Genomic DNA, 17,516 nt, shown 5'->3' with positions numbered 1-17,516 from the left:
GGACGGGCGGCGGCCACTCCCCGTCATGCGCGGGACGCGCAGAGGATGGGCCCGATGGAGGGCGAAGCCCGGATTCGGGTCGTTCGATCGGGGACCGGGGAGGGCTTCGGCGCCCGCCCGATTCCCCGCCAGGCGCGCCCTCGCGAAGGACCGTCGCGCGCCAGACGCCGCTGCCGCGAGGCGGACGTGGCCGGCCATCCGCCGGTCCTTGAGATGGATCAAAGGCACCGGGGGCCATCGCAGGCAAGGTGTCCCGACAGGGCGGTCGAGCCCGGGCTCGGGGGGGAACTCGTGACGATCTCCAACATCATGGTCTCGGTCGATCTCGGGGCCGCTGCGTCGGACCGCGTTCGGCTTGCCGCCGGCCTCGCCGAGCGCTTCGGGTCCAAACTCACCGGCGTCGCCGGACGCCCGGTCCTCGGTCCGATACCGATCGGAGACGTGCTGCAGGCCGAGCGCGCCTGGGCGGCCGAGGAGCGATCGGCCGAGGAGGATCTCGCCGCGGCCCAGGCCCTCTTCGCGCGCGAGGCGGCAGCGGCGCAGTCTCGAGCCTGGAGATCCGTGACCGGCTCGCCCCTGGCCTACCTCGCCGCACAGGCGCGCAGCGCCGATCTCGTGGTCGTCGGACGGCAGGGGCCGGGCGACGGCGACCCGGGGGTGATGGCTGTCTCGGTCGGTCCGCTCCTGATGGAGGTCGGACGCCCCGTGCTGCTCACGCCGCCCGGACTCGCACATCTCGCGGCAAAGAGGATCGTGGTGGCCTGGAAGGACACCCGCGAGGCGCGCCGGGCCGTCCATGACGCTCTGCCGCTCCTCGCACGGGCGGACAAGGTCCACATCGCCGTGGTCGGCCCGGCGGCGGACCAGGAGGGGGCCGAGGATGCCGCCGCCTATCTGTCCGGCCACGGCGTCACGGTCACCACGCATCTGCTGCGCAGCCCGGAGATCAGCCCCGCTGAGGAGATCCTTCGGTTCGCCCGGCGCGAAGAGGCCGACCTGATGGTGATGGGGGCCTACGGGCGCAGCCGCCTTCGTGAATGGATCTTCGGCGGCGTCACCCGCGACATCCTTCAGACGACCCCCCTCTGCTGCCTGATGAGCCACTGATGCGCCGCGTCTCCCAAAAACGACGTGATCTGCTGGCGATCAGCGCGGCGCCATTCCTTTGGCTGTCCGTCTTCGCCCCCGCCTCCGCCTGGGACCTCAAGGCGAAGCAAGGGGAGACCATCGCCCGGACGAACTGCGCCAGGTGCCACGCCGTGGGGCGGCAGGGTGCGAGCCCGCTCCGGGACGCACCGCCATTCCGTGAGCTGCACACGCACTACCCCGTCGAGAACCTCGCGGAGGCATTGGCGGAGGGCATCACCACCGGGCATCCCGCCATGCCGGAATTTCGCCTCGAACCGGACCAGGCGGACAACCTGATCGCCTACCTGAAGACGCTGGAACGCTGATCGAGGAGGAACTCGTGTACCTGCGCTGCCTCCTCGTACCCACGGCCCCCGGGAACGACGCGACGCCCCGGCTCGATGCCGCACTGCGCCTCAGCCGCCGCCTGCACGCCCATATCGGGGTCGGCTTCATGGCCCCCGGTCCCGAGCACGTCCTCGCCGGAATGGCGAGTTTGGTGCCCGTGGACGACCTGACCATCCAGGCGATCGAGCAGGGCGTGCGCGAGGCCGCCATCGCCGGAAAGGCAGCCCTGCAAGCCTGGTGCGCCCGGCAGGGCGTCGCGTTCATGCCGGCCGGCGAGCGCCTCGATGCCACCTTCGCGGCTTGGTCCGAACATTCCGGCGAGGTCGAACCGCTCCTGACGCGCCTCGGCCGGGTCAACGATCTCATCATCGTCGACCGCCCCGATCCGGCGCAGCCCTTCACCGGGCGGGCACTCGACACGGCCCTGTTCTCCGTCGGCCGACCGACCCTGATGATCGGGGAGCCCGTCACCTACGATCCGCTCTACCATGTGGTCATTGCCTGGAACGGCAGCTTGGAAGCGACGCGCCTGATCGGCCAGTCCATCGCCCTCCTGCGCGAGGCCACCCGCGTGACCGTCCTTCACGTCCGCACCGAGCGGTTCGCGGAGGCCTGCGCCGCCGACCTTTCGGAACACCTGCGCTGGCACGGCATCGTGGCCGAGACGGTGAACCTGCCGATGACGGCAACGGCTTCGGTCGGGGCGGCGATCCTGGCGGAGGCCGAGGCGCGAGACGCCTCCCTGCTCGCACTGGGCGCCTACACCCACAGCCGGGTCCGCGAGTTCCTGCTCGGCGGCGTCACCCGCCACGTCATCGAGAACGCCCGGATGCCGGTGCTGATGGCTCACTGAGGCGCCGGTCCCGGCACGCCGCGCTCCGCGCCCGGATCCTCCCGTTCTCGCCTCACCCGGCAGGCCCGGCTTGCGGGCGGCCTGTGGAGTCGCCCACCATCGGCTTCGGGCCGGCAGCCCGGGGTCGGTCCTTCAGGCATCGGCGAGATGGCGCCCGATCTCCTCGACCGGGTGTTTGGTCAGGTCCTTGTCGACCTCGGCCACGATGGCCCGCCGCAGGCGCTCGGGCAGGACACGCCGAAGTTCCGCGAGCATCCTCGGCGGTGCGACCACGACCAAGGCGAGGAGAGGATCGATGCGGTCCAGGGCCGTCACCACGTCCAGGGCGAAGCGGGTCTCGGCCATCCGATGCCAGTCCGTCTGCTCGATGGAACTGCGGCGGTCGCCCAGCCTGACCCGCGGAGGCCTGTCCGTGCCCTGTTCGCGGGTCGGCGGGTTGGGCGGGGCCTCGAACACCCTCTCCATTCGCAGGTCCAGGGCGCGCGGGTGCCCCTCGTTGCGGAGCACCAAGGCCTTGCGGCCGTCGCAGACGACGACGGAGCCGTCGTGCGGGATCATGAGGTTCAGCCTGCCGGTCATGGGGTCGCTCCAAGCCGAGCGTTCGTCTCCGTCAGTGGCTCAGGAGGCAGCAGACGGGGCAGCCGGCGAGCAGGTTGCGGGTGACGCCCCCGAAGGCCCATTCGCGCAGGCGGCCGTGGCCATAGGCCCCTGCCACGATCAGGTCGGCGGCGTACTCGCTGGCCGCCTCGACGAGCGCTTCGGCGGTCGTGGCGCCATAGGCGTCCTTCGGCATGGCGGTGGCGTGGACGTCATGGGCCTGGAGGAGGCTGACGATGTCCCGGGTATCGCCGGCGCCCTGGCCCTCATCGACGGTCAGCACGACGACATGGGACGCCCGTTTCAGGAAGGGCACCGCATCGCGGACGGCCCGATGCGCTTCGCGGGTGCTCTTCCACGCGACCGCCACCCGCTGCGCATCGAGGTGGTCGATCTCCGGCGGGACCACCAGCACCGGGCTGCCGAGCCGCATCACCGCATCCCCTGGATCGACCGACAGGAGCGGGTTGCCCGCGTCGCCCCGGCCGACGATCACGAGGTCCGCCGCGGTCGACTGGCGGGCCAGGAACTCCAGCGGAAAGTCCAGGTTCGAGCGCCACTCGACGCGGCTTCGGCCGGCGGCGGCTTCGTCGAAGGTCGCGTGCGCGATCCGAAGGTCGTTCAGGACTGCCTCCTGAACCGAGGGGAGGCAAAAGGCGCCTCCGAGCATCGGGCCGATGGGCGCAGCCTCGTAAGCCGGCATCTCGGCCGCGATGCCGATGAGGCGGGCCTTGAAGTCGTCGGCGAGGTGCCCGGCGAGGCGGATCCGGCCGCGCGCAGCTTCGCCGAGATCGACCGAGACCATGAGGCTGGCATAGGACATGGGGATCTCCCGTTCGGCGTCGGCTTCGGAAGGGGCGGCGCGGGGCCGGCGGCGAGCCCGACCCCGGTCGGTCGTTCAAGCGAGCGTCAGGTGGTCCACGACGGAGCGCACGCCGGGAGCGGACCAGGCGGCGTTCTCGACGAGGTTGCGCTCGTGCCAGGCATGCACCTTGCCCTCCAGGGTCACCTTGGCGTCCTTGACCGTCACCTTGATCGCGTCGGCCTCGACCTCGGCGTTGCGCTTGAGCGCCGCCTCGATCTTCGCGCGCACGTCCGTGGCGCTCGCCGCCGGCTTGACCTCGATCATGTTGATGATGCCGGCGACGCCCGAGAGGCGCTTGAGCGCGGCCTGGGCCTCCTCCTTCTGGTACTGCCACGCGACCTCGCCGGTGAGCGTGACCCAGCCGTCCTGCACCTTCACCTGGATGGCGTTCGGCGGAACGCTGACGGACCAGTCGAGCATCTGAACGGCGCGTCGGGCCAGGTCCTCGTCGCGGGGCGGTGCCTCGCCGGCGAAGCGGACCTTGATCTCCTCGACCACGCCGCGCACGCCGCGCACCTTCCGGGCCGCCTTCTCGGCCGCCAGCCGCTCGGTGTAGCTGCCGACATGGCCCGTGAGCGTGACGATGCCGTTGTCCACGGCGACGCCGATGTTGGCCGCATCGATGCTGGGCTCGAAATCGAGCTCGTCGACGATGCTTTGGCGGAGGATCTTGTCGTTCATGGGAGATCTCCTTCGGGGAGGGACCGGCATCCGTCCTCGTGACGATGGCCGGGTGCCGTATCCTGGCTTCCGCAGGCCGGGGGGCATTGATCCACCTCAAGGGCCTGGCCGGAGCGGATCCCGCCCTCCATCGGGCATTCCCTGGGCTCGGCCCGGGCCCCTTCCGCCAATCGCTGGAGCCGGATCGCCCGTGCGACGGCCTCCGTCAGGCAGGGGCGGTCGAGGACGAGGACGTCGCCGAAGGCTTTTGGAACGGGAATCGAGCCCGCGAACAGCGCGAACGGGATCCCGCGGCGGCGCAGCGCGCAGGCCAGGGGGAAGCAGGGGCCTTCCTGCAGGTCGACGCTGACGAGGGCGAAGGCCGGCTCGCTGCGGGCCAACCCGTCCACGGCCTCCTCGCAGGTGGAATAGGGGCCTTCGACCGCGTAGCCCTCATCCGTCAGCGTGTCCTCCAGCCACATGGCCGGCAGCGCCTGCGGCTCGGCCACGAGCACGACCCGTCTCGAGGCTTGATCCGTCCCTGGCATGGCCCGTCCTTCCAAAGCTGCAGGCGCCGAGAATCGGGGAGGGAGGTCCGGTCGACCTTGATCTATCGCAACGGAAGGACGGCGCTGATCAGCATCGCGGCGACGGTGAGCATCATGCAGGCGGTGGCCGCCCAGCCGAGCAATCGGAGCGGCCCGCGCACGGCGAAGGCCCCCATGATGTCGGTGCGGGACGCGGCCAGCATCATCACGGCCATGATCGGCACCGCGATGACGCCGTTGACGACCGCGCTCCAGTAGAGCGCCCGGATCGGGTCGACGGCGCCCAGGCTGATGATCATGCCGACGAGGGTCGCGAGGGCCACCGTCCCGTAGAAGGCGCGTGCCTCGAGCAGGTGACGTCCGAATCCGACCGGCCAGTGCTGCGCCTCGCCGACCGCGTAGGCCGCCGAGCCGGCCAGGACCGGCACCGCCAGGAGCCCGGTGCCGACGATGCCAAGCGCGAAGACGCCCGCCGACAGGGGGCCGGCGATGGGCCGGAGCGCCTCGGCGGCCTGGGCCGAGGTCTGGATGTCGGTGATGCCGTGCGGGTGCAGCACCGCGGCGGTCGTCACCATGATGGCCAGGGCGACGATGTTCGAGAACGTCATGCCGACGAGGGTATCGACGCGGATGCGGTGAAGGGCCGCCTTTCCCTGCTCGGGTGCGTGGGCGAGGTCGCGCCGCCGCGGGAAGGCGTGCAGGTCCTCGGCCTCCTCCGCCGCCTGCCAGAAGAACAGGTACGGGCTGATCGTGGTGCCGAAGATCGCCACCAGGGTGGTGAGGCTCGCCCCGCTGCCGTCGAGACGCGGCACGGCCATGGCCCATCCGAGCTCGGACCAGGAGACATGGGCGAACACGACCACACCGAGATAGGCGAACAGGCTCAGGGTCAGCCACTTCAGCACGGCGACGTAGCGGGTGTACTGCAGCACCAGTTGCATGAACACGCAGGCCCCCGAGAACAGCCCGACATAGAGCCAGCGCGGGCCCGGCAGCAGGAGATTCAGGGCATCGGCCATGGCGCCGAGGTCGGCGCCGAGGTTCAGGATGTTGGCGATGAGCAGGAGCAGGACCACGCCCTGGAGCAGGCCGTTGGGATAGTGCTGGCGCAGCACGCCGGCGATGCCGTGGCCGGTGGTGCGCCCGATCCGGGCCGAGACCATCTGCACGGCGGCCATCAGGGGCAGGCTGTAGAGCATGGTCCAGCACAGGCCGTACCCGAGCTGCGCCCCGGCCTGCCCGTAGGTGGCGATGCCGCTGGGATCGTCGTCCGAGGCCCCGGTGATCAGGCCCGGTCCGAGAACACCCAGCAGGCGTGGTTTCGAGGGGCCGACGGCGGCGCTCAGGCCCTCCGGGTCATTCGGCTCGGTCAGGATGCTTGCGACCGGGACCGGTATCTCGGTCATCGGTCGATGCCGCGCGCGCCACGAGGGCCCGTGTCGTGCCCAAGGGGGGGCAGGGCATCGGGGGCGGACCAGATCGTGCGGGCGACCTTCAGGGCCGCGTCCAGGTCCTCGTGGTCCGTGCCGTAGCGACGGTGCAGGGCTTCGAGCCACGGCAGCGTGCCGTCGGGGCCCGACCAGATCTCCGCGGCCGACACGTGGTACATCCCATCGAGTGCCTCGATGCCGTAGCCGGTGACGGCCCACTGCCGCCCGCGCCAGTGCACCGGTTCGGTAAGCTCGTGCGCCATGACCTCGCTCCCGATCCTCGCGCCGCTAGGCGCGTTCTTCCTGCACCGCGGCGGCCTCGCAGGAGTCCGCACGCAACCGCCAATCCACGATGCCGTTGGCTTCACAGAACAGCGCCTGCCCGGCTGCGCGGGCGGAGGCCTCCGACGTGGCCGGAACGAGGACTTGGTGCTGGCGCGCAGGCCGCTCGTGACCGGTATCGTCGCTGACCAGCTTGTGGAACGTGACCAGGAACATCCTCATCGGGTCGCCTCCGTGCGCGCGCGACGAGACGCCGTCGCGTCCCCCGCGAGCGGAGTTGACCCCGGATCCGGCTCGGCGCCTTGATCTGCCGCAAACTCGGCCCCCGTCTGCGGAAAGAAGCGCGTCCGCTTCGGCGCAAGGAGCGTGCTGCCGGAGCCGGACGACGCCACCCGATGGGCGTGGCCCTTGCCGTGCAGCGGCCAGTATCGCTCCATGGCGAGATAGGTGAACGAGGCCGACCAGCCGATCAGCAACAGGCCGTTCAGGGCCTCGACGCCGGAGATGAGGCGCGCATGCCCGACCGGGAAGTGGTCGCCGAAGCCGAGCGTCGTGTAGGTCACCACCGAGAAGTACAGGCAGTCCTCGAAGGTGGTGACCGGTACGCCCGCAAAGGCGCCGTTACCGAGCCGCAGCACGAGCAGCCAATAGGCGCCGGCATAGATCCACACCGCCGCCGTATGCCCGACGAAGGCCGCCAGCACCACGACGAGGATGCGGGCGCGCGGTGGAATCGGAAGCTCCGCCAGGTGCTCGGAGGTCAGGCGCAGGATCTCGTACAGCACCAGGATGGTGGTGATGACGAGGGCGACGCTGGCGGACATGGCGAGGAGCATGCGGCTGTCCCGAGAAGGAACCCGGGGGCAGCATGCGCCGCGCCGCACCGGGCGCCTTGACCTGCCTCAACGCGGCCCCGACGTCCGCCCCGCCGTCGTGGGCCGGCGGTCAGCGGGTCCTGATCCAGATCAACGCGTCACCCGATCCCGTACCATCACCTTGTCACTGCGCCCCGATCTTCCGGGCGCGCGTCAGCAAGGGAGGCCGGCCATGCCGGACGTTCGCGTATCCGAGGATCTGTGGTCCACGGGGATGCTGCCCGAAGGCATCCTGGAGCGCTGGCTGGTCGAGGACGGGGCCAGGGTGAGGGCCGGGGAGGCCGTGGCCGCCGTGCGGATCGGCGAGGCGCTCCACGACATCGTCTCGCCGGTCGGCGGGCGCCTGGAGGTCGTTGCGCCGGCCAGCGAGGTCGTCGACCCAGGCTGCATCATCGCCGAGGTTCATGCCTGAAGCCGCGCCGCGGAGAGACTTTGAGCGAGATCAAGGCCGGGCGGCCCGCGCGGCGAGAGGATGACGGCAGCGAACCGCGGCGGATGTTGTCGCGGGCACCGGTCGGAGGTGTCCCATGGCTCGATCCAACCTGCACGCGCGCCCCTCGCCACCGGAATGGCGGACGGACGAGATCCTGCTCGGCGCCCTGCAGCACGCGGCCGGCGTCGCGCTGGTGCTGGCCGCGTGGGTCCTCATCCTCGTCGACCAAGGCCGCCCCGGCGCCTCCGCGCTCCTGCCGGGCCTGTTGGTCTTCGGGCTGTCCACCGCCAACCAGCTTCGCTTCCGCGCCGTGTTGGAGCGTGCCATCGCGCTCATCGGGGCCTGGACGCTGCTGGCCCCCTGGATGCTCGGGTTCGCCGCCAACGATGTCGCGACCTGGGCCCACGTGACGCTCGGCGGCGTGAGTCTCGCCTCCGCTCTGGCATGGCTCAAGCTGGCGCGAAAGCCATGACCCCAGCGACACCATCCCGGATCGGATGGCTGGCCTGTTCGGGGCTGGCGGCGGTCACGCTGAGTTTTCCGGCCACTGCCGGCCCGGGGGAGGATCACCGCATCCGGGGCTGGACCGTGGCCGCGCAGCTTTGCAGCCGGTGCCACGTCATCGGCAGGGAGCCGCAGGACGGCGGACACGTTGGACCAGACTTCCGGACCATCGCCGCCATGCCCTCGACCACGGGCGTCGCGCTCAACGTCTTCCTGCAGAGCCACCATCAATGGATGCCGAGCGTGCGGCTGGACCGGGACGAGCTGGATGCGGTCATCGACTACGTCCTCAGCCTCAAGACGGCGGACGCCGCGAGGCCTTGAGGCCCGGAGATCGAGAGCGATGCTTCCCTTTCCCGTGCTCCTGGCCGACATCGGCGGCACCTACGCCCGGTTCGCCGTCCTGCCGCGGCCGGGCGCCGACCCGACGCCGATCTGGAAGGTCGCGACCGCCGGCTTCCCCGGCCCTGTGGAGGCCATTCGGTCCTATCTCGATCGACCCGGCACGGTCAGGCCGTGCGCCGCCTTCCTCGCCGTCGCCGGGCGGGTCGGGGGCGATGGGACGCGCCTGACCAACGCGGGTTGGCGGTTCGACCCCGGTGAGATCGGCATCGCACTCGGCCTCGATGCCGTGAGGCTGGTCAACGACTACGTGCCGCTCGCGGCCGCCCTCACGATCCTCGACCAGGAGAACCCGGCCGAACTGGTGCGGATCGGTCCCCCGGGGACCCCCTCGGGCACGGGGTCATCGGGCCGGGCAGAGACTTCGGCGCGGGGGCCCTGATCCCGGCCGGTGACCGCCTCCTGTTCCGGACCACGGAGTCCGGGCACTCGCGGCGGCAGGCGATGCCGCGATCGACCGGCCCCTGCCAGCGGGGGTCCTCGCCATGCGGTCCAAGAGTGCGGTCCACAAGTGCGGTTCAAGAACGCGGTCGCAGGCGAGGCAATCGAACCGTACGCACGCCTGCTCGGCCGTTGTGCCCGCGACCTGTCCGTGTCGGGCGGTGACAAGCCCCTCCCCGAGAGCCCTCCCCGAGAGCGTCCGCGAAGGGCGGATACGGGCGGGGTCAAAGCCCGCCAGTGGCGAGGCTTCGCTCTCGGGAAGGCCCCAGGATGTTTGGCGCGAAGGTCTCCGCGGCGGTTCGGTTTCATCGACGGCAACGCTCGTCGCGAGGCAGCCCGGGGTTTTGGGCTCGATCGCGAGACGATGGCCAGGATGCCCGCCGCCGGCCCTCACTTCGCCTTCTGGATCCGCGTCACCGCGATCGAACCGTTGATGCGCTCGGCGGAGAAGCGCACCTTCTCGCCCGGTTTGAGACCCTTGAGCAGAGCGGGGTCCTGGACCCGGTAGGCCATCGTCATCGCGTCCATGTCGATATTGGGGATGGACGCGTGGTCGAGGGTGACCTTGCCCGCGGCCTCGTCGACCTTCTTCACCGTCCCGGCGACGAGGGGCGCGTTGGCGGGCGTCGCCGACGCGGTCGGCTTCTCCGGAGCGGGGGGCGATGCGGGCTGGGTTTTCGCCGGCGCCGCCTGGACCGCCCGGTCGAGGGGGCCTTCGCCCGGCGGCGTCTGGTTGGGCTGCGGCCGGTAGCCCGCCTCGCGACTGCGGACCTGCCACTGCTTCAGGGCGTCGATCCGCGCCTGCTGCGTGTCCTGGATCGTCTGCGCGATCTCGCGCAGCTGACGGTCGGCGCCGTAATCGAGCTGCGCCTTGGCCAGGAACAGCGTCTCCTCGAGGCTGGCGATCAGCAGCGCGGCGAAATCCCGGTCCGGGTCGCCGGTGAGCTTCGTGTCCCGGAACCGGGTCGCCATCGTGTCGCGCGCCCGCTCCAGGGCTGCGGGCGCGGCCTTCGCGGGCTGTGCGCCGGCGGGAGGCGCGACCGAACCGACAAGGACGGCCGCGAGCGCGGTGGACAGGATCAGGCGTCGCATCGGGGCTCCATTTCAAGACTCGACGGCCCTCGCACCGGACCGGGTGGCGATCGTGCGAGGGCCCCTGGGGGGAGGGCGCTATTTCGCCTTCTGGATCGTCGTGACGGTGTACGCACCGCCGGTCTCGACCACGTCGAAATCGACCTTGTCCCCGGCCTTGAGGCCCTTGAGCACCGCAGGGTCCTTGACCGGATACGCCATCGTCATCGCGCCCATGTCGAGCTTCGGGATCGCGGCATGGTCGAGGGTCACCTTGCCGGCGGCCGGGTCGATCTTCGTCACCGTCCCCTTCACGGATTGCGCCCAGGCGGGCATCGCGACCGCCAGGAAGGCCATCGAGAGGACGGCGAGCGGGATCTTGCGTCTCATGGTCGGTTCTCCTTGAAACCAGCGAAGCACCACGCCGGCCCCGTCGAGCGGATCGGCGACCGGTGCGGCGGAGTCCGGACGGGATCGCTCCCGGTCCGAACGGATCTGCCCGGGCGGCAGCCCGGGGGGGCCGTCCGCGGGCGCGGGCGACGCGCGGTCGACCGGTCAGGGCTCATGGCCGCCCGCGTTGGACGCGGTGCGCCGCGTGCGCGGATCCACGGCCCGGAGGTCGGTCTGGCGCGCCCGCCGGCCCTTCGGCGTGCCGGGCGCGCGCGCCGGCTCGGGCATCGGCTCGCCGGTCCACTCGTAGGCCACGGAGCCTGCCGGGTGCTGGTACCAACCCGGGTCGCGATAATCGTCGGCCGCCAGTCCAGGCCGCACCTTCAGGACCGTGAACATCCCGCCCATCTCGACGGAGCCGAACGGACCGGCGCCGGTCATCATCGGCAGCGTGTTCTCCGGGAGCGGCATCTCCATTTCGGCCATCATGCCGCCGCCCGTCGAACCCATCGGCATGTAGCCGGGCGCGATCTTCTGGATCTGCTTGACCGTGCTCTTCAGGTTGACGCCGATATACGTCCGGACCGCATGGCCCATCGCGTTCATGGTGTGGTGCGACTTGTGGCAGTGGAGGGCCCAGTCGCCCGGGTTGTCGGCGTTGAACTCGATCACCCGCATCTGTCCGACGGCGACGTCGGCCGACACCTCCGGCACCTGATAGCGCTCGTCGATCCAGCCGCCATCCGTGCCGGTGACCTTGAAGTCGCAGCCGTGGACGTGGATCGGGTGGTTGGTCATGGTGAGGTTGCCGAAGCGCATCCGCACCTTGTCGCCCTGGCGGACGACCAGGGGGTCGATGCCGGGCCACGCGCGGCTGTTGAAGCACCACAGGTTCATGTCGAGCATCGTGTTGACCTTGGGCACGTAGGACCCGGCCTCGATGTCGTAGGCGTTCAGCAACCAGACGAAGTCGCGGTCGACCCGCCGCTCGACCGGGTCGCGCGGATGCACGACGACGAACCCCATCATGCCCATCGCCATCTGGACCATCTCGTCCGAGTGCGGGTGGTACATGAAGGTGCCGGAGCGCCTCAGGATGAACTCGTAGACGAAGGTCTTGCCCGGGGGGATGCCGGGCTGGGTCAGCCCGGCGACCCCGTCCATGCCGTTGGGGAGCGTCTGCCCGTGCCAGTGCACGGCGGTCGCCTCCGGCAGGCGGTTGGTGACGAAGATGCGGATCTTGTCGCCCTCGACCGCCTCGATGGTCGGGCCCGGCGATTGCCCGTTGTAGCCCCAGAGCCGCGCGTTCATGCCGGGCGCCATCTCCCGCACGACCGGCTCGGCGATCAGGTGGAACTCCTTCCAGTCGCCGCGCATGCGCCACGGCAGCGTCCAGCCGTTGAGCGTCACCACCGGCTGGTAGTCCGGCCCGCTCGTCGGATAGAGCGGCGGCTGCATGGTCGCCTTGTCCATGATCGGGGCCTCCGGCAGGCCCGCGGCCTGGACCCGTCCGCTGATCATCGACGTGCCGGCGAGCACGAGGCCGCCCGCTCCCAGGATCCTTCTGCGCGAGATGTCGGTCATGAGGCCTCTCCGAATGACATGGGCGGACCGGGCTCCGGGGCTCAACCGCCGGGCGTCCCGACGGCGAGGCTCTCGCCCGGGGTGCCTCCGGCGGCTTCGCCGCCGAAGTTGTCCGCCGAGAACCCGCCGCCGACGGTCGCCGCCTTGAGGTCGGTCGCCGCGATCCAGAAGTCGCGCTTCGCCTCGATGGCCTGGATGTTGCTCAGGATCCGGGCCCGGGCGTCGATGATGAGCGTCGTCACGTCTAGGAGCATGCCGCTGTACTGGAGCAGGGCCTGGTCCTGGATCGTCCTGCGCAAGGGCAGGACGCTCGTCTGGTAATGCCGGGTGATGTCGTACTGGCCGCGGTACCGCTGATAGGCCTCGCGGACTTCGGAGCGGGCGTTCACCGCACGCTCCGCCAGCCGGTTCGCCGTGGCGAGATAGGCCTCCTTCGCGCCCCGGACCGCCGTCGTGCCGAAATCGTAGATGGGGATGGTCAGGTCGGCCGAGAATCCGTTCAGGCTGCCCTTGTCGACCTTCGGGGCGGCACCGCTCTCGAACGTCCGCGACCGGGCGTACTGGTTCGCGAAGCCCACGTCGAAGACGCTGATGAAGCCAGTGGCCTGGTCCAGGCCGAACTGCCCGACGAGCGACTGCAGTTCGAAGCGGGCCGCCTGCACGTCGGCCCGCCGCCTCAGCGCCTCCACCTCGATGCCTCGACCGTCCACGAGGCGCTTGGGCAGCGCGGGAAGGTCCTTCGGAAGGCGGAACTCGATGTCCCGCCCCCAGAGGCCGAGCAGGCGGGTCAGGCGCTCCCGCTCCGCCCGCTGCTGGACACGCGCCTTGGCGAGCTGCGCCCCCAACTCGCTGTAGAAGGCGTGCTCGCGCGCCTGCTCCAGCTTGTTCAGTGCGCCCGTCTCGCCGAGTTGCTGGGTCAGGGTCGACGCGGATTCGGTGCTCGCCAGCGCCTGTTCGAGGAAGGCGATGGCCTGGTTGGCCGCCACCGTCCGATAGAACTGGCGCCGGGCCTCGCCCGCGAGTTTCAGGACCTGGTCCGCCGCGTTGTACTGGTCGCCCCGGAAACGCTGGCGGGCGATCTCGGCGCGGGCCGGCAGCGTCGCCAGGTCCAGCACGCTGGCGGCCACGGAGCGCTCGATCTCCGTGTTGAACCCAAGCCCCCATTGCGTGATCGAGAAGGTCGGGGCGTGCGGCAGGGTCGCCTGCACGTACTGCGCCTCGGAGACGCCGAGGCCGTTGAAGGCGGCCTGCAAGCCCCTGTTCCTGAGGAGCGCGACCTGGACGGCGCCATCCGCCGTGAGGGGACGCCGCAGCAGCGCATCCACCCGCGCCTCCGCGCTCGGCGCGATCCCCTGGTCGCTCGATTTCGCGATGTCCTTGCCGAGTTCGAGCGAGGCGTATTCGCTGGCGACCGACAGGCCTGCATCTGGTGAGAAGCTCGCGCAGCCTCCCAGCAGCAAGGCCACGCCGGCCAAGCTCCCGGTCAAGCTCCTGCCCCCCGGGCGCCCCCGGACGGCGCCGCCCGGAGGGCGCGCCGTCGTACCGGCATCTCCCGGCGTGGTCGTGTTGCGTCCCATGACCGTTAGTCCGGGAGGGGGATCGATCGGGTTACAGAGATGGACCATCACCGACCTCCCGAATCGCGCTTTCCGCCCATGCCGTCCATGCCCGGCATGCCTCCCGTCCCGCCGGACCCCGCCTTCGGGGCCACCTGCCGGTTGAGCTCCAGCCAGTCCTTCGTCTCGACCACACCGAAATCCTTCACGCCCCGGGTGACCGTCGCGTAGCGAGGGGGTGGGACCGTCACGTTCGGATCGGAGGGCAGGACAAGCCCGACGGGCACTGTGGCGGGCATGCAGCCGGCGAGCGGCAGGACCGCCGCAAGCGCGGCCGGTCTCGGCAACTTGAACATCGTATATTTCCCGAACTGAGGCGGAGGGCCGGGGACATGGCCCGGCGAGCCGCCGGCCGCACGGCGGAAGCCGACGACGGGGTCGCGCTCGACCAGGGCACCAAGGCGATGAGGGGGGAGGGGGTGGCCGTCCCGTCGGAACGGCCGTCGGCGGTCGCGAGAGCCGCCCGCGCATCAGGCGCCGAGCCTCGGCGGTCGCTCGATCCGGAGCGGGTGGGCGTCGACGGGTCCGTCCGCCCGTCCGATCCGTCCGCGGTCGGAGGGCGTGTCCTCCAAGGGCGGTCCGCCCCCTGCCATCGTCGGCAACGCGGCTTGGCAGCCGAGGGCGCAGCAGGGCGACGGGCCGCCCGGGCGCTTCGAACCGTGTCGGTGTCCCGGGCCGCCGTCATCGCCGGCGGACGCGGAGGGACCGTCCTGTGACGGCGCATGACGCGCCGCGTCCCGCGCGCTGTCCGGCGTGTCGGAATCCCGCGACGCCCGCGCGGGGTCGGTGTGCGGCATCCGCGCGGAGGCGTCGGAGAGCCAACGGTCGGCCGCCGCGGCCTGACGGCCCATCGTGCATGCCGCCGCCGGCGCGATGGCCAAAGCGAAAGCCAGGACGGCGAGCATCACTGTGCGCAGGAAGAGCATCGCTCAGGATTCCGGCCCGATCTGGAGAAAACATCGCGCGGCCCGGCGGGGCCTGCAATCCCCCCGACAGCAACAATCTCCGTTAACAACCCTCTGTTGCATTTTCGCCATGAGCCGGGTCCCGGACAGGTTCTGCAGGATGGGCGACGCAGCGGGCGGCGGCGGGACGGTCAATGGGTATGGTCGTTGGGAAGGGCACTCGGAGCCGGGACCGCATCGGTCCTGCCCACGGCATCGGGCGTGACGGCGTCATTCGTGGGGGTGTGGTCGTGCGCGTGGCTATGCCCCTCGGCATGGTCGCCGCCACCGGGATGGACGTGGTCGCCGGATGTCGGGAGTGCCATGACGCCCAGGCCATAGCGGTAGACGTTCTCGCCCCCGAGCCAGCCCGTCACCGCGAGCGCGCCCGAACCTCCCGCCAGCAACGCCAGCAGCACGAGGCCCGCTCCGGCGCTCTTTCGGCGCTCCAACCAGGCGACGCCCCCGGCGGCGAGGAAGACCAGCGCGGTGGCCACGGCCCAACGCAGGTGGATCGTCATGTTCCGGTGCGAGGCCGCGTCGTGCGCCACCGTGTTGTAGGCCGACCAGCCCGTGGCGAGGGTTGCGACCGTGATGCCGACACCCATCGCGAGGTTCCAGCGGGCGGCCGTCGTGAGCGCGCCTCCGTACGGCCGCTGCCCGAGCAAGGTCCCGAGGGCGAAGAGGCCGCTGCTCGTGATGAGGAGAGCGACCGTGAAATGGACCGCGACCGGATGCCAGTTCGGGATCACCTCGATCATGACTGCACTCCAAGAAAAGCGTCGATGGCCGGACGGCCGGTCTTTGTCCGGGTCAGTTCAATCGCGGGGAGGGACCGAGCGAGACATCGCACGGGGACACGGCCGACGCCGTCACCGGATAGGACGTCAGACCTAGCCGGATCCGGCCCGGAACACCTTGTCGTGGGATGGGGAGCGCGCCGGCGCCAAGGCTCGGAAACCTCCCTGCCCACCTGTCTCACCGTACCCGTCCGGGGTATAGGAATGCTACCTAAGCTTGACAATCATTCCCGCAACATACCTGTGCGTGAAGGCATGACGGGAGCGCAGTAACCTTTCGGGCCAGGATTGCGGACTGTCCGTTTGAGCGGCGGGAGCGATTCCGTGTGGCGATTGGGCCGCCGACCGCGTGAACTGGATCGCCGGACGAACGGCGTGCTTCGGCGACACCGCGTGGCCATTTTGAGGAGTTCTGCGGGGTGGCGGATGATGCGATCGACTTCGTTCTTCCGCTCGGCAGCCATGAACCGGCTCGCCTAGCTCGCGTGTCCCAGGCGGAGGAAGAACTGCGTGGCCTGCTCATCGCCAGCCTCGGGGGGAGCGCCGTCGACTACCGGCGCTTCCTCGAGCGCCTCGGTTCGCATCTGCGCGCGTACTACAAAGGCAAGCTGGTCCGGTCCGGGCGGACGGACACCGAGGCGGAGGACCTGGTCCAGGAAACCCTGATGGTGATCCATACGCGGCGGCACACCTATGACGTCACGCAGCCTGTGACGCCGTGGGTCCACGCCATCGCCCGATACAAACTGATCGACCATCTCCGGCAGACGCGCGCGACCGCTGCGAACGTCCCCGTCGAGGATGCGGGTGTGCTGCTGGCCCACGGCGATCACGTCGCGGCGGAGAGTTCCCTCGATGTCGCGCGCCTGCTCGCGCACTGGCCGGCCAAGATGAGAAGCGCGATCCAATCCACGAAGGTCGACGGCCTGAGCACCGCCGAGGCAGCCGCGCGCTCCGGCATGTCCGAGACGGCGGTCAAGGTGAGCGTCCACCGTGGCCTGAAGGCGCTAGCGAAACTGGTCGGAGGCACGGCGCGATGAAGACGGACGACCTCATCGGTTTCCTGGGCAGCAGTTTCGAGCGCGAACCGGTTCGGACCTCGTGGATGACCCGGCGGCTCGGCCTCGCCGTGGCCGTGGGCGCCGCTTGTGCCCTCTTTCTCGCGCTCGCCGTCCTCGGCGTACGCCCCGGCCTCATGCAGGGCCGCCCGCTCCTGTTCCTCGCCTTCAAGCTCGCCTTCGCGGCCGCGGTCGGTGGCCTCGCGATCCGGTATCTCGTCAGGGTGGCCAGTCCGGGCGGGGAGAGCCGCGTCCATCTCGGGATCGCGGCATTGCCGTTCGTCGCGGTCGCGGCCCTGGCCGGGGCCAGCCTCACGACGGTGCCCCGCGAGCACTGGCATGGCCAGATCTCGGGCCATTCCTGGCTCGAATGCCTGGTCTCGATCCCCCTGATCGCCATCGTTCCGTTCGCCGTCGTCACCTGGGCGGTCCGCCGGTTCGGGGCTCCGACGGACCTGATTCGCGCCGGAGCCCTGGTGGGTCTCGCAGCGGGCGCCGTGAGCGCGCTCGGCTACTCGCTGCACTGCATGGACGACACCGTCCCGTTCGTCGCCGTCTGGTACGGCGGGACGATCGCGTTGTGCACCCTGGCCGGGGCGGTTCTGGGGCCGCGTCTCCTCCGCTGGTAGCGCGCCGCCGAGCCTCCCCGCACCTGAGCCCGATGCTGTCGGGACAGGGGCGGCGGGG

23 protein-coding genes are annotated in these 17,516 nt (G+C 70.6%); 9 read left to right on the top strand and 14 right to left on the bottom strand.

What is annotated here, in order from left to right; all coding sequences use genetic code 11:
- Positions 1 to 291: 291 nt before the first annotated feature.
- From ASF41_RS12535 to ASF41_RS12525, 3 genes are read left to right on the top strand one after another with little or no spacing between them, the layout of a single operon-like run.
- Entirely contained in the window at positions 292 to 1,107 is an 816-nt protein-coding gene (locus ASF41_RS12535; RefSeq protein WP_056493610.1) for a universal stress protein, read from the top strand.
- Positions 1,107 to 1,454 carry a cytochrome c gene (locus ASF41_RS12530; RefSeq protein ID WP_056270478.1) on the top strand — a complete coding sequence of 116 codons (348 nt, stop codon included), beginning with the start codon at positions 1,107 to 1,109 and terminating at the stop codon, positions 1,452 to 1,454. The genes ASF41_RS12535 and ASF41_RS12530 overlap by 1 nt, the downstream gene beginning before the upstream one ends.
- Before the next feature lie 14 nt (positions 1,455 to 1,468).
- The gene (locus ASF41_RS12525) at positions 1,469 to 2,329 is read left to right on the top strand and encodes a universal stress protein (protein ID WP_056382683.1); all 861 of its coding nucleotides are present in this window, start codon (positions 1,469 to 1,471) and stop codon (positions 2,327 to 2,329) included.
- Positions 2,330 to 2,461: 132 nt separating this feature from the next.
- Here the strand turns inward: ASF41_RS12525 and ASF41_RS12520 are convergent, their stop codons facing one another.
- From ASF41_RS12520 to ASF41_RS12485, 8 genes are all read right to left on the bottom strand, one after another.
- Positions 2,462 to 2,908 (bottom strand): host attachment protein, encoded by a 447-nt coding sequence (locus tag ASF41_RS12520; protein WP_056220105.1) that lies wholly within the window; start codon positions 2,906 to 2,908, stop codon positions 2,462 to 2,464.
- A 31-nt stretch (positions 2,909 to 2,939) separates the two neighbouring features.
- Complete coding sequence (locus ASF41_RS12515; protein WP_056220108.1) at positions 2,940 to 3,749, bottom strand: universal stress protein; 810 nt, start codon at positions 3,747 to 3,749, stop codon at positions 2,940 to 2,942.
- Positions 3,750 to 3,824: 75 nt separating this feature from the next.
- Positions 3,825 to 4,472: a BON domain-containing protein gene (locus ASF41_RS12510; RefSeq protein ID WP_056348492.1), complete on the bottom strand. Its 648-nt coding sequence runs from the start codon at positions 4,470 to 4,472 to the stop codon at positions 3,825 to 3,827.
- A complete protein-coding gene (locus ASF41_RS12505) occupies positions 4,469 to 4,966 on the bottom strand; it encodes a histidine kinase (protein WP_348271630.1) in 498 nt (165 codons plus the stop codon). Before ASF41_RS12505 ends, ASF41_RS12510 begins: the two co-directional genes overlap by 4 nt.
- 95 nt (positions 4,967 to 5,061) lie before the next feature.
- Entirely contained in the window at positions 5,062 to 6,405 is a 1,344-nt protein-coding gene (locus ASF41_RS12500; protein ID WP_056493608.1) for an NRAMP family divalent metal transporter, read from the bottom strand.
- Entirely contained in the window at positions 6,402 to 6,692 is a 291-nt protein-coding gene (locus ASF41_RS12495; RefSeq protein ID WP_056348497.1) for a hypothetical protein, read from the bottom strand. Before ASF41_RS12495 ends, ASF41_RS12500 begins: the two co-directional genes overlap by 4 nt.
- A gap of 25 nt (positions 6,693 to 6,717) precedes the next feature.
- Positions 6,718 to 6,933 (bottom strand): hypothetical protein, encoded by a 216-nt coding sequence (locus ASF41_RS12490; RefSeq protein WP_056348500.1) that lies wholly within the window; start codon positions 6,931 to 6,933, stop codon positions 6,718 to 6,720.
- The gene (locus ASF41_RS12485) at positions 6,930 to 7,547 is read right to left on the bottom strand and encodes a potassium channel family protein (RefSeq protein ID WP_082504321.1); all 618 of its coding nucleotides are present in this window, start codon (positions 7,545 to 7,547) and stop codon (positions 6,930 to 6,932) included. Before ASF41_RS12485 ends, ASF41_RS12490 begins: the two co-directional genes overlap by 4 nt.
- A gap of 211 nt (positions 7,548 to 7,758) precedes the next feature.
- Between ASF41_RS12485 and ASF41_RS12480 the strand changes: the two genes are divergently transcribed.
- From ASF41_RS12480 to ASF41_RS12465, 4 genes are all read left to right on the top strand, one after another.
- Positions 7,759 to 7,998 carry a biotin/lipoyl-containing protein gene (locus ASF41_RS12480; RefSeq protein WP_056220123.1) on the top strand — a complete coding sequence of 80 codons (240 nt, stop codon included), beginning with the start codon at positions 7,759 to 7,761 and terminating at the stop codon, positions 7,996 to 7,998.
- Between the two features lie 115 nt (positions 7,999 to 8,113).
- On the top strand, positions 8,114 to 8,491 hold the full coding sequence (locus tag ASF41_RS12475) for an SPW repeat protein (RefSeq protein ID WP_056220126.1): 378 nt from the start codon (positions 8,114 to 8,116) through the stop codon (positions 8,489 to 8,491).
- Entirely contained in the window at positions 8,488 to 8,847 is a 360-nt protein-coding gene (locus ASF41_RS12470; protein WP_056220129.1) for a hypothetical protein, read from the top strand. The genes ASF41_RS12475 and ASF41_RS12470 overlap by 4 nt, the downstream gene beginning before the upstream one ends.
- A 19-nt stretch (positions 8,848 to 8,866) precedes the next feature.
- Entirely contained in the window at positions 8,867 to 9,307 is a 441-nt protein-coding gene (locus ASF41_RS12465; protein ID WP_056382699.1) for a glucokinase, read from the top strand.
- A 449-nt stretch (positions 9,308 to 9,756) separates the two neighbouring features.
- Here ASF41_RS12465 and ASF41_RS12460 read toward each other — a convergent pair whose 3' ends face one another.
- From ASF41_RS12460 to ASF41_RS12430, 6 genes are all read right to left on the bottom strand, one after another.
- The gene (locus ASF41_RS12460) at positions 9,757 to 10,458 is read right to left on the bottom strand and encodes a copper-binding protein (protein ID WP_056493605.1); all 702 of its coding nucleotides are present in this window, start codon (positions 10,456 to 10,458) and stop codon (positions 9,757 to 9,759) included.
- A 78-nt stretch (positions 10,459 to 10,536) separates the two neighbouring features.
- The gene (locus tag ASF41_RS12455; protein WP_056220138.1) at positions 10,537 to 10,827 is read right to left on the bottom strand and encodes a copper-binding protein; all 291 of its coding nucleotides are present in this window, start codon (positions 10,825 to 10,827) and stop codon (positions 10,537 to 10,539) included.
- Between the two features lie 165 nt (positions 10,828 to 10,992).
- Entirely contained in the window at positions 10,993 to 12,411 is a 1,419-nt protein-coding gene (locus ASF41_RS12450) for a multicopper oxidase family protein (protein ID WP_056493600.1), read from the bottom strand.
- Positions 12,412 to 12,452: 41 nt separating this feature from the next.
- Positions 12,453 to 13,988: a TolC family protein gene (locus ASF41_RS12445; RefSeq protein ID WP_056493598.1), complete on the bottom strand. Its 1,536-nt coding sequence runs from the start codon at positions 13,986 to 13,988 to the stop codon at positions 12,453 to 12,455.
- Positions 13,989 to 14,035: 47 nt separating this feature from the next.
- The gene (locus ASF41_RS12440; protein WP_056220147.1) at positions 14,036 to 14,323 is read right to left on the bottom strand and encodes a hypothetical protein; all 288 of its coding nucleotides are present in this window, start codon (positions 14,321 to 14,323) and stop codon (positions 14,036 to 14,038) included.
- Positions 14,324 to 15,123: 800 nt separating this feature from the next.
- Positions 15,124 to 15,732, bottom strand: a complete 609-nt coding sequence (locus tag ASF41_RS12430; protein WP_056348522.1) for a DUF2231 domain-containing protein — start codon at positions 15,730 to 15,732, stop codon at positions 15,124 to 15,126.
- Between the two features lie 524 nt (positions 15,733 to 16,256).
- On the opposite strand from ASF41_RS12430, the gene ASF41_RS12425 reads away from it, so the two are divergent.
- Both ASF41_RS12425 and ASF41_RS12420 read left to right on the top strand, forming a co-directional pair.
- Complete coding sequence (locus ASF41_RS12425; RefSeq protein WP_056493641.1) at positions 16,257 to 16,811, top strand: sigma-70 family RNA polymerase sigma factor; 555 nt, start codon at positions 16,257 to 16,259, stop codon at positions 16,809 to 16,811.
- On the top strand, positions 16,808 to 17,458 hold the full coding sequence (locus ASF41_RS12420; RefSeq protein WP_056493592.1) for an NrsF family protein: 651 nt from the start codon (positions 16,808 to 16,810) through the stop codon (positions 17,456 to 17,458). Before ASF41_RS12425 ends, ASF41_RS12420 begins: the two co-directional genes overlap by 4 nt.
- Positions 17,459 to 17,516 lie beyond the last annotated feature (58 nt).

Source organism: Methylobacterium sp. Leaf111 (assembly GCF_001423285.1).
Classification (GTDB): domain Bacteria; phylum Pseudomonadota; class Alphaproteobacteria; order Rhizobiales; family Beijerinckiaceae; genus Methylobacterium.
Note: the sequence above shows the minus strand (reverse complement) of the source record. Positions and strands in the feature narration are given on the sequence as shown.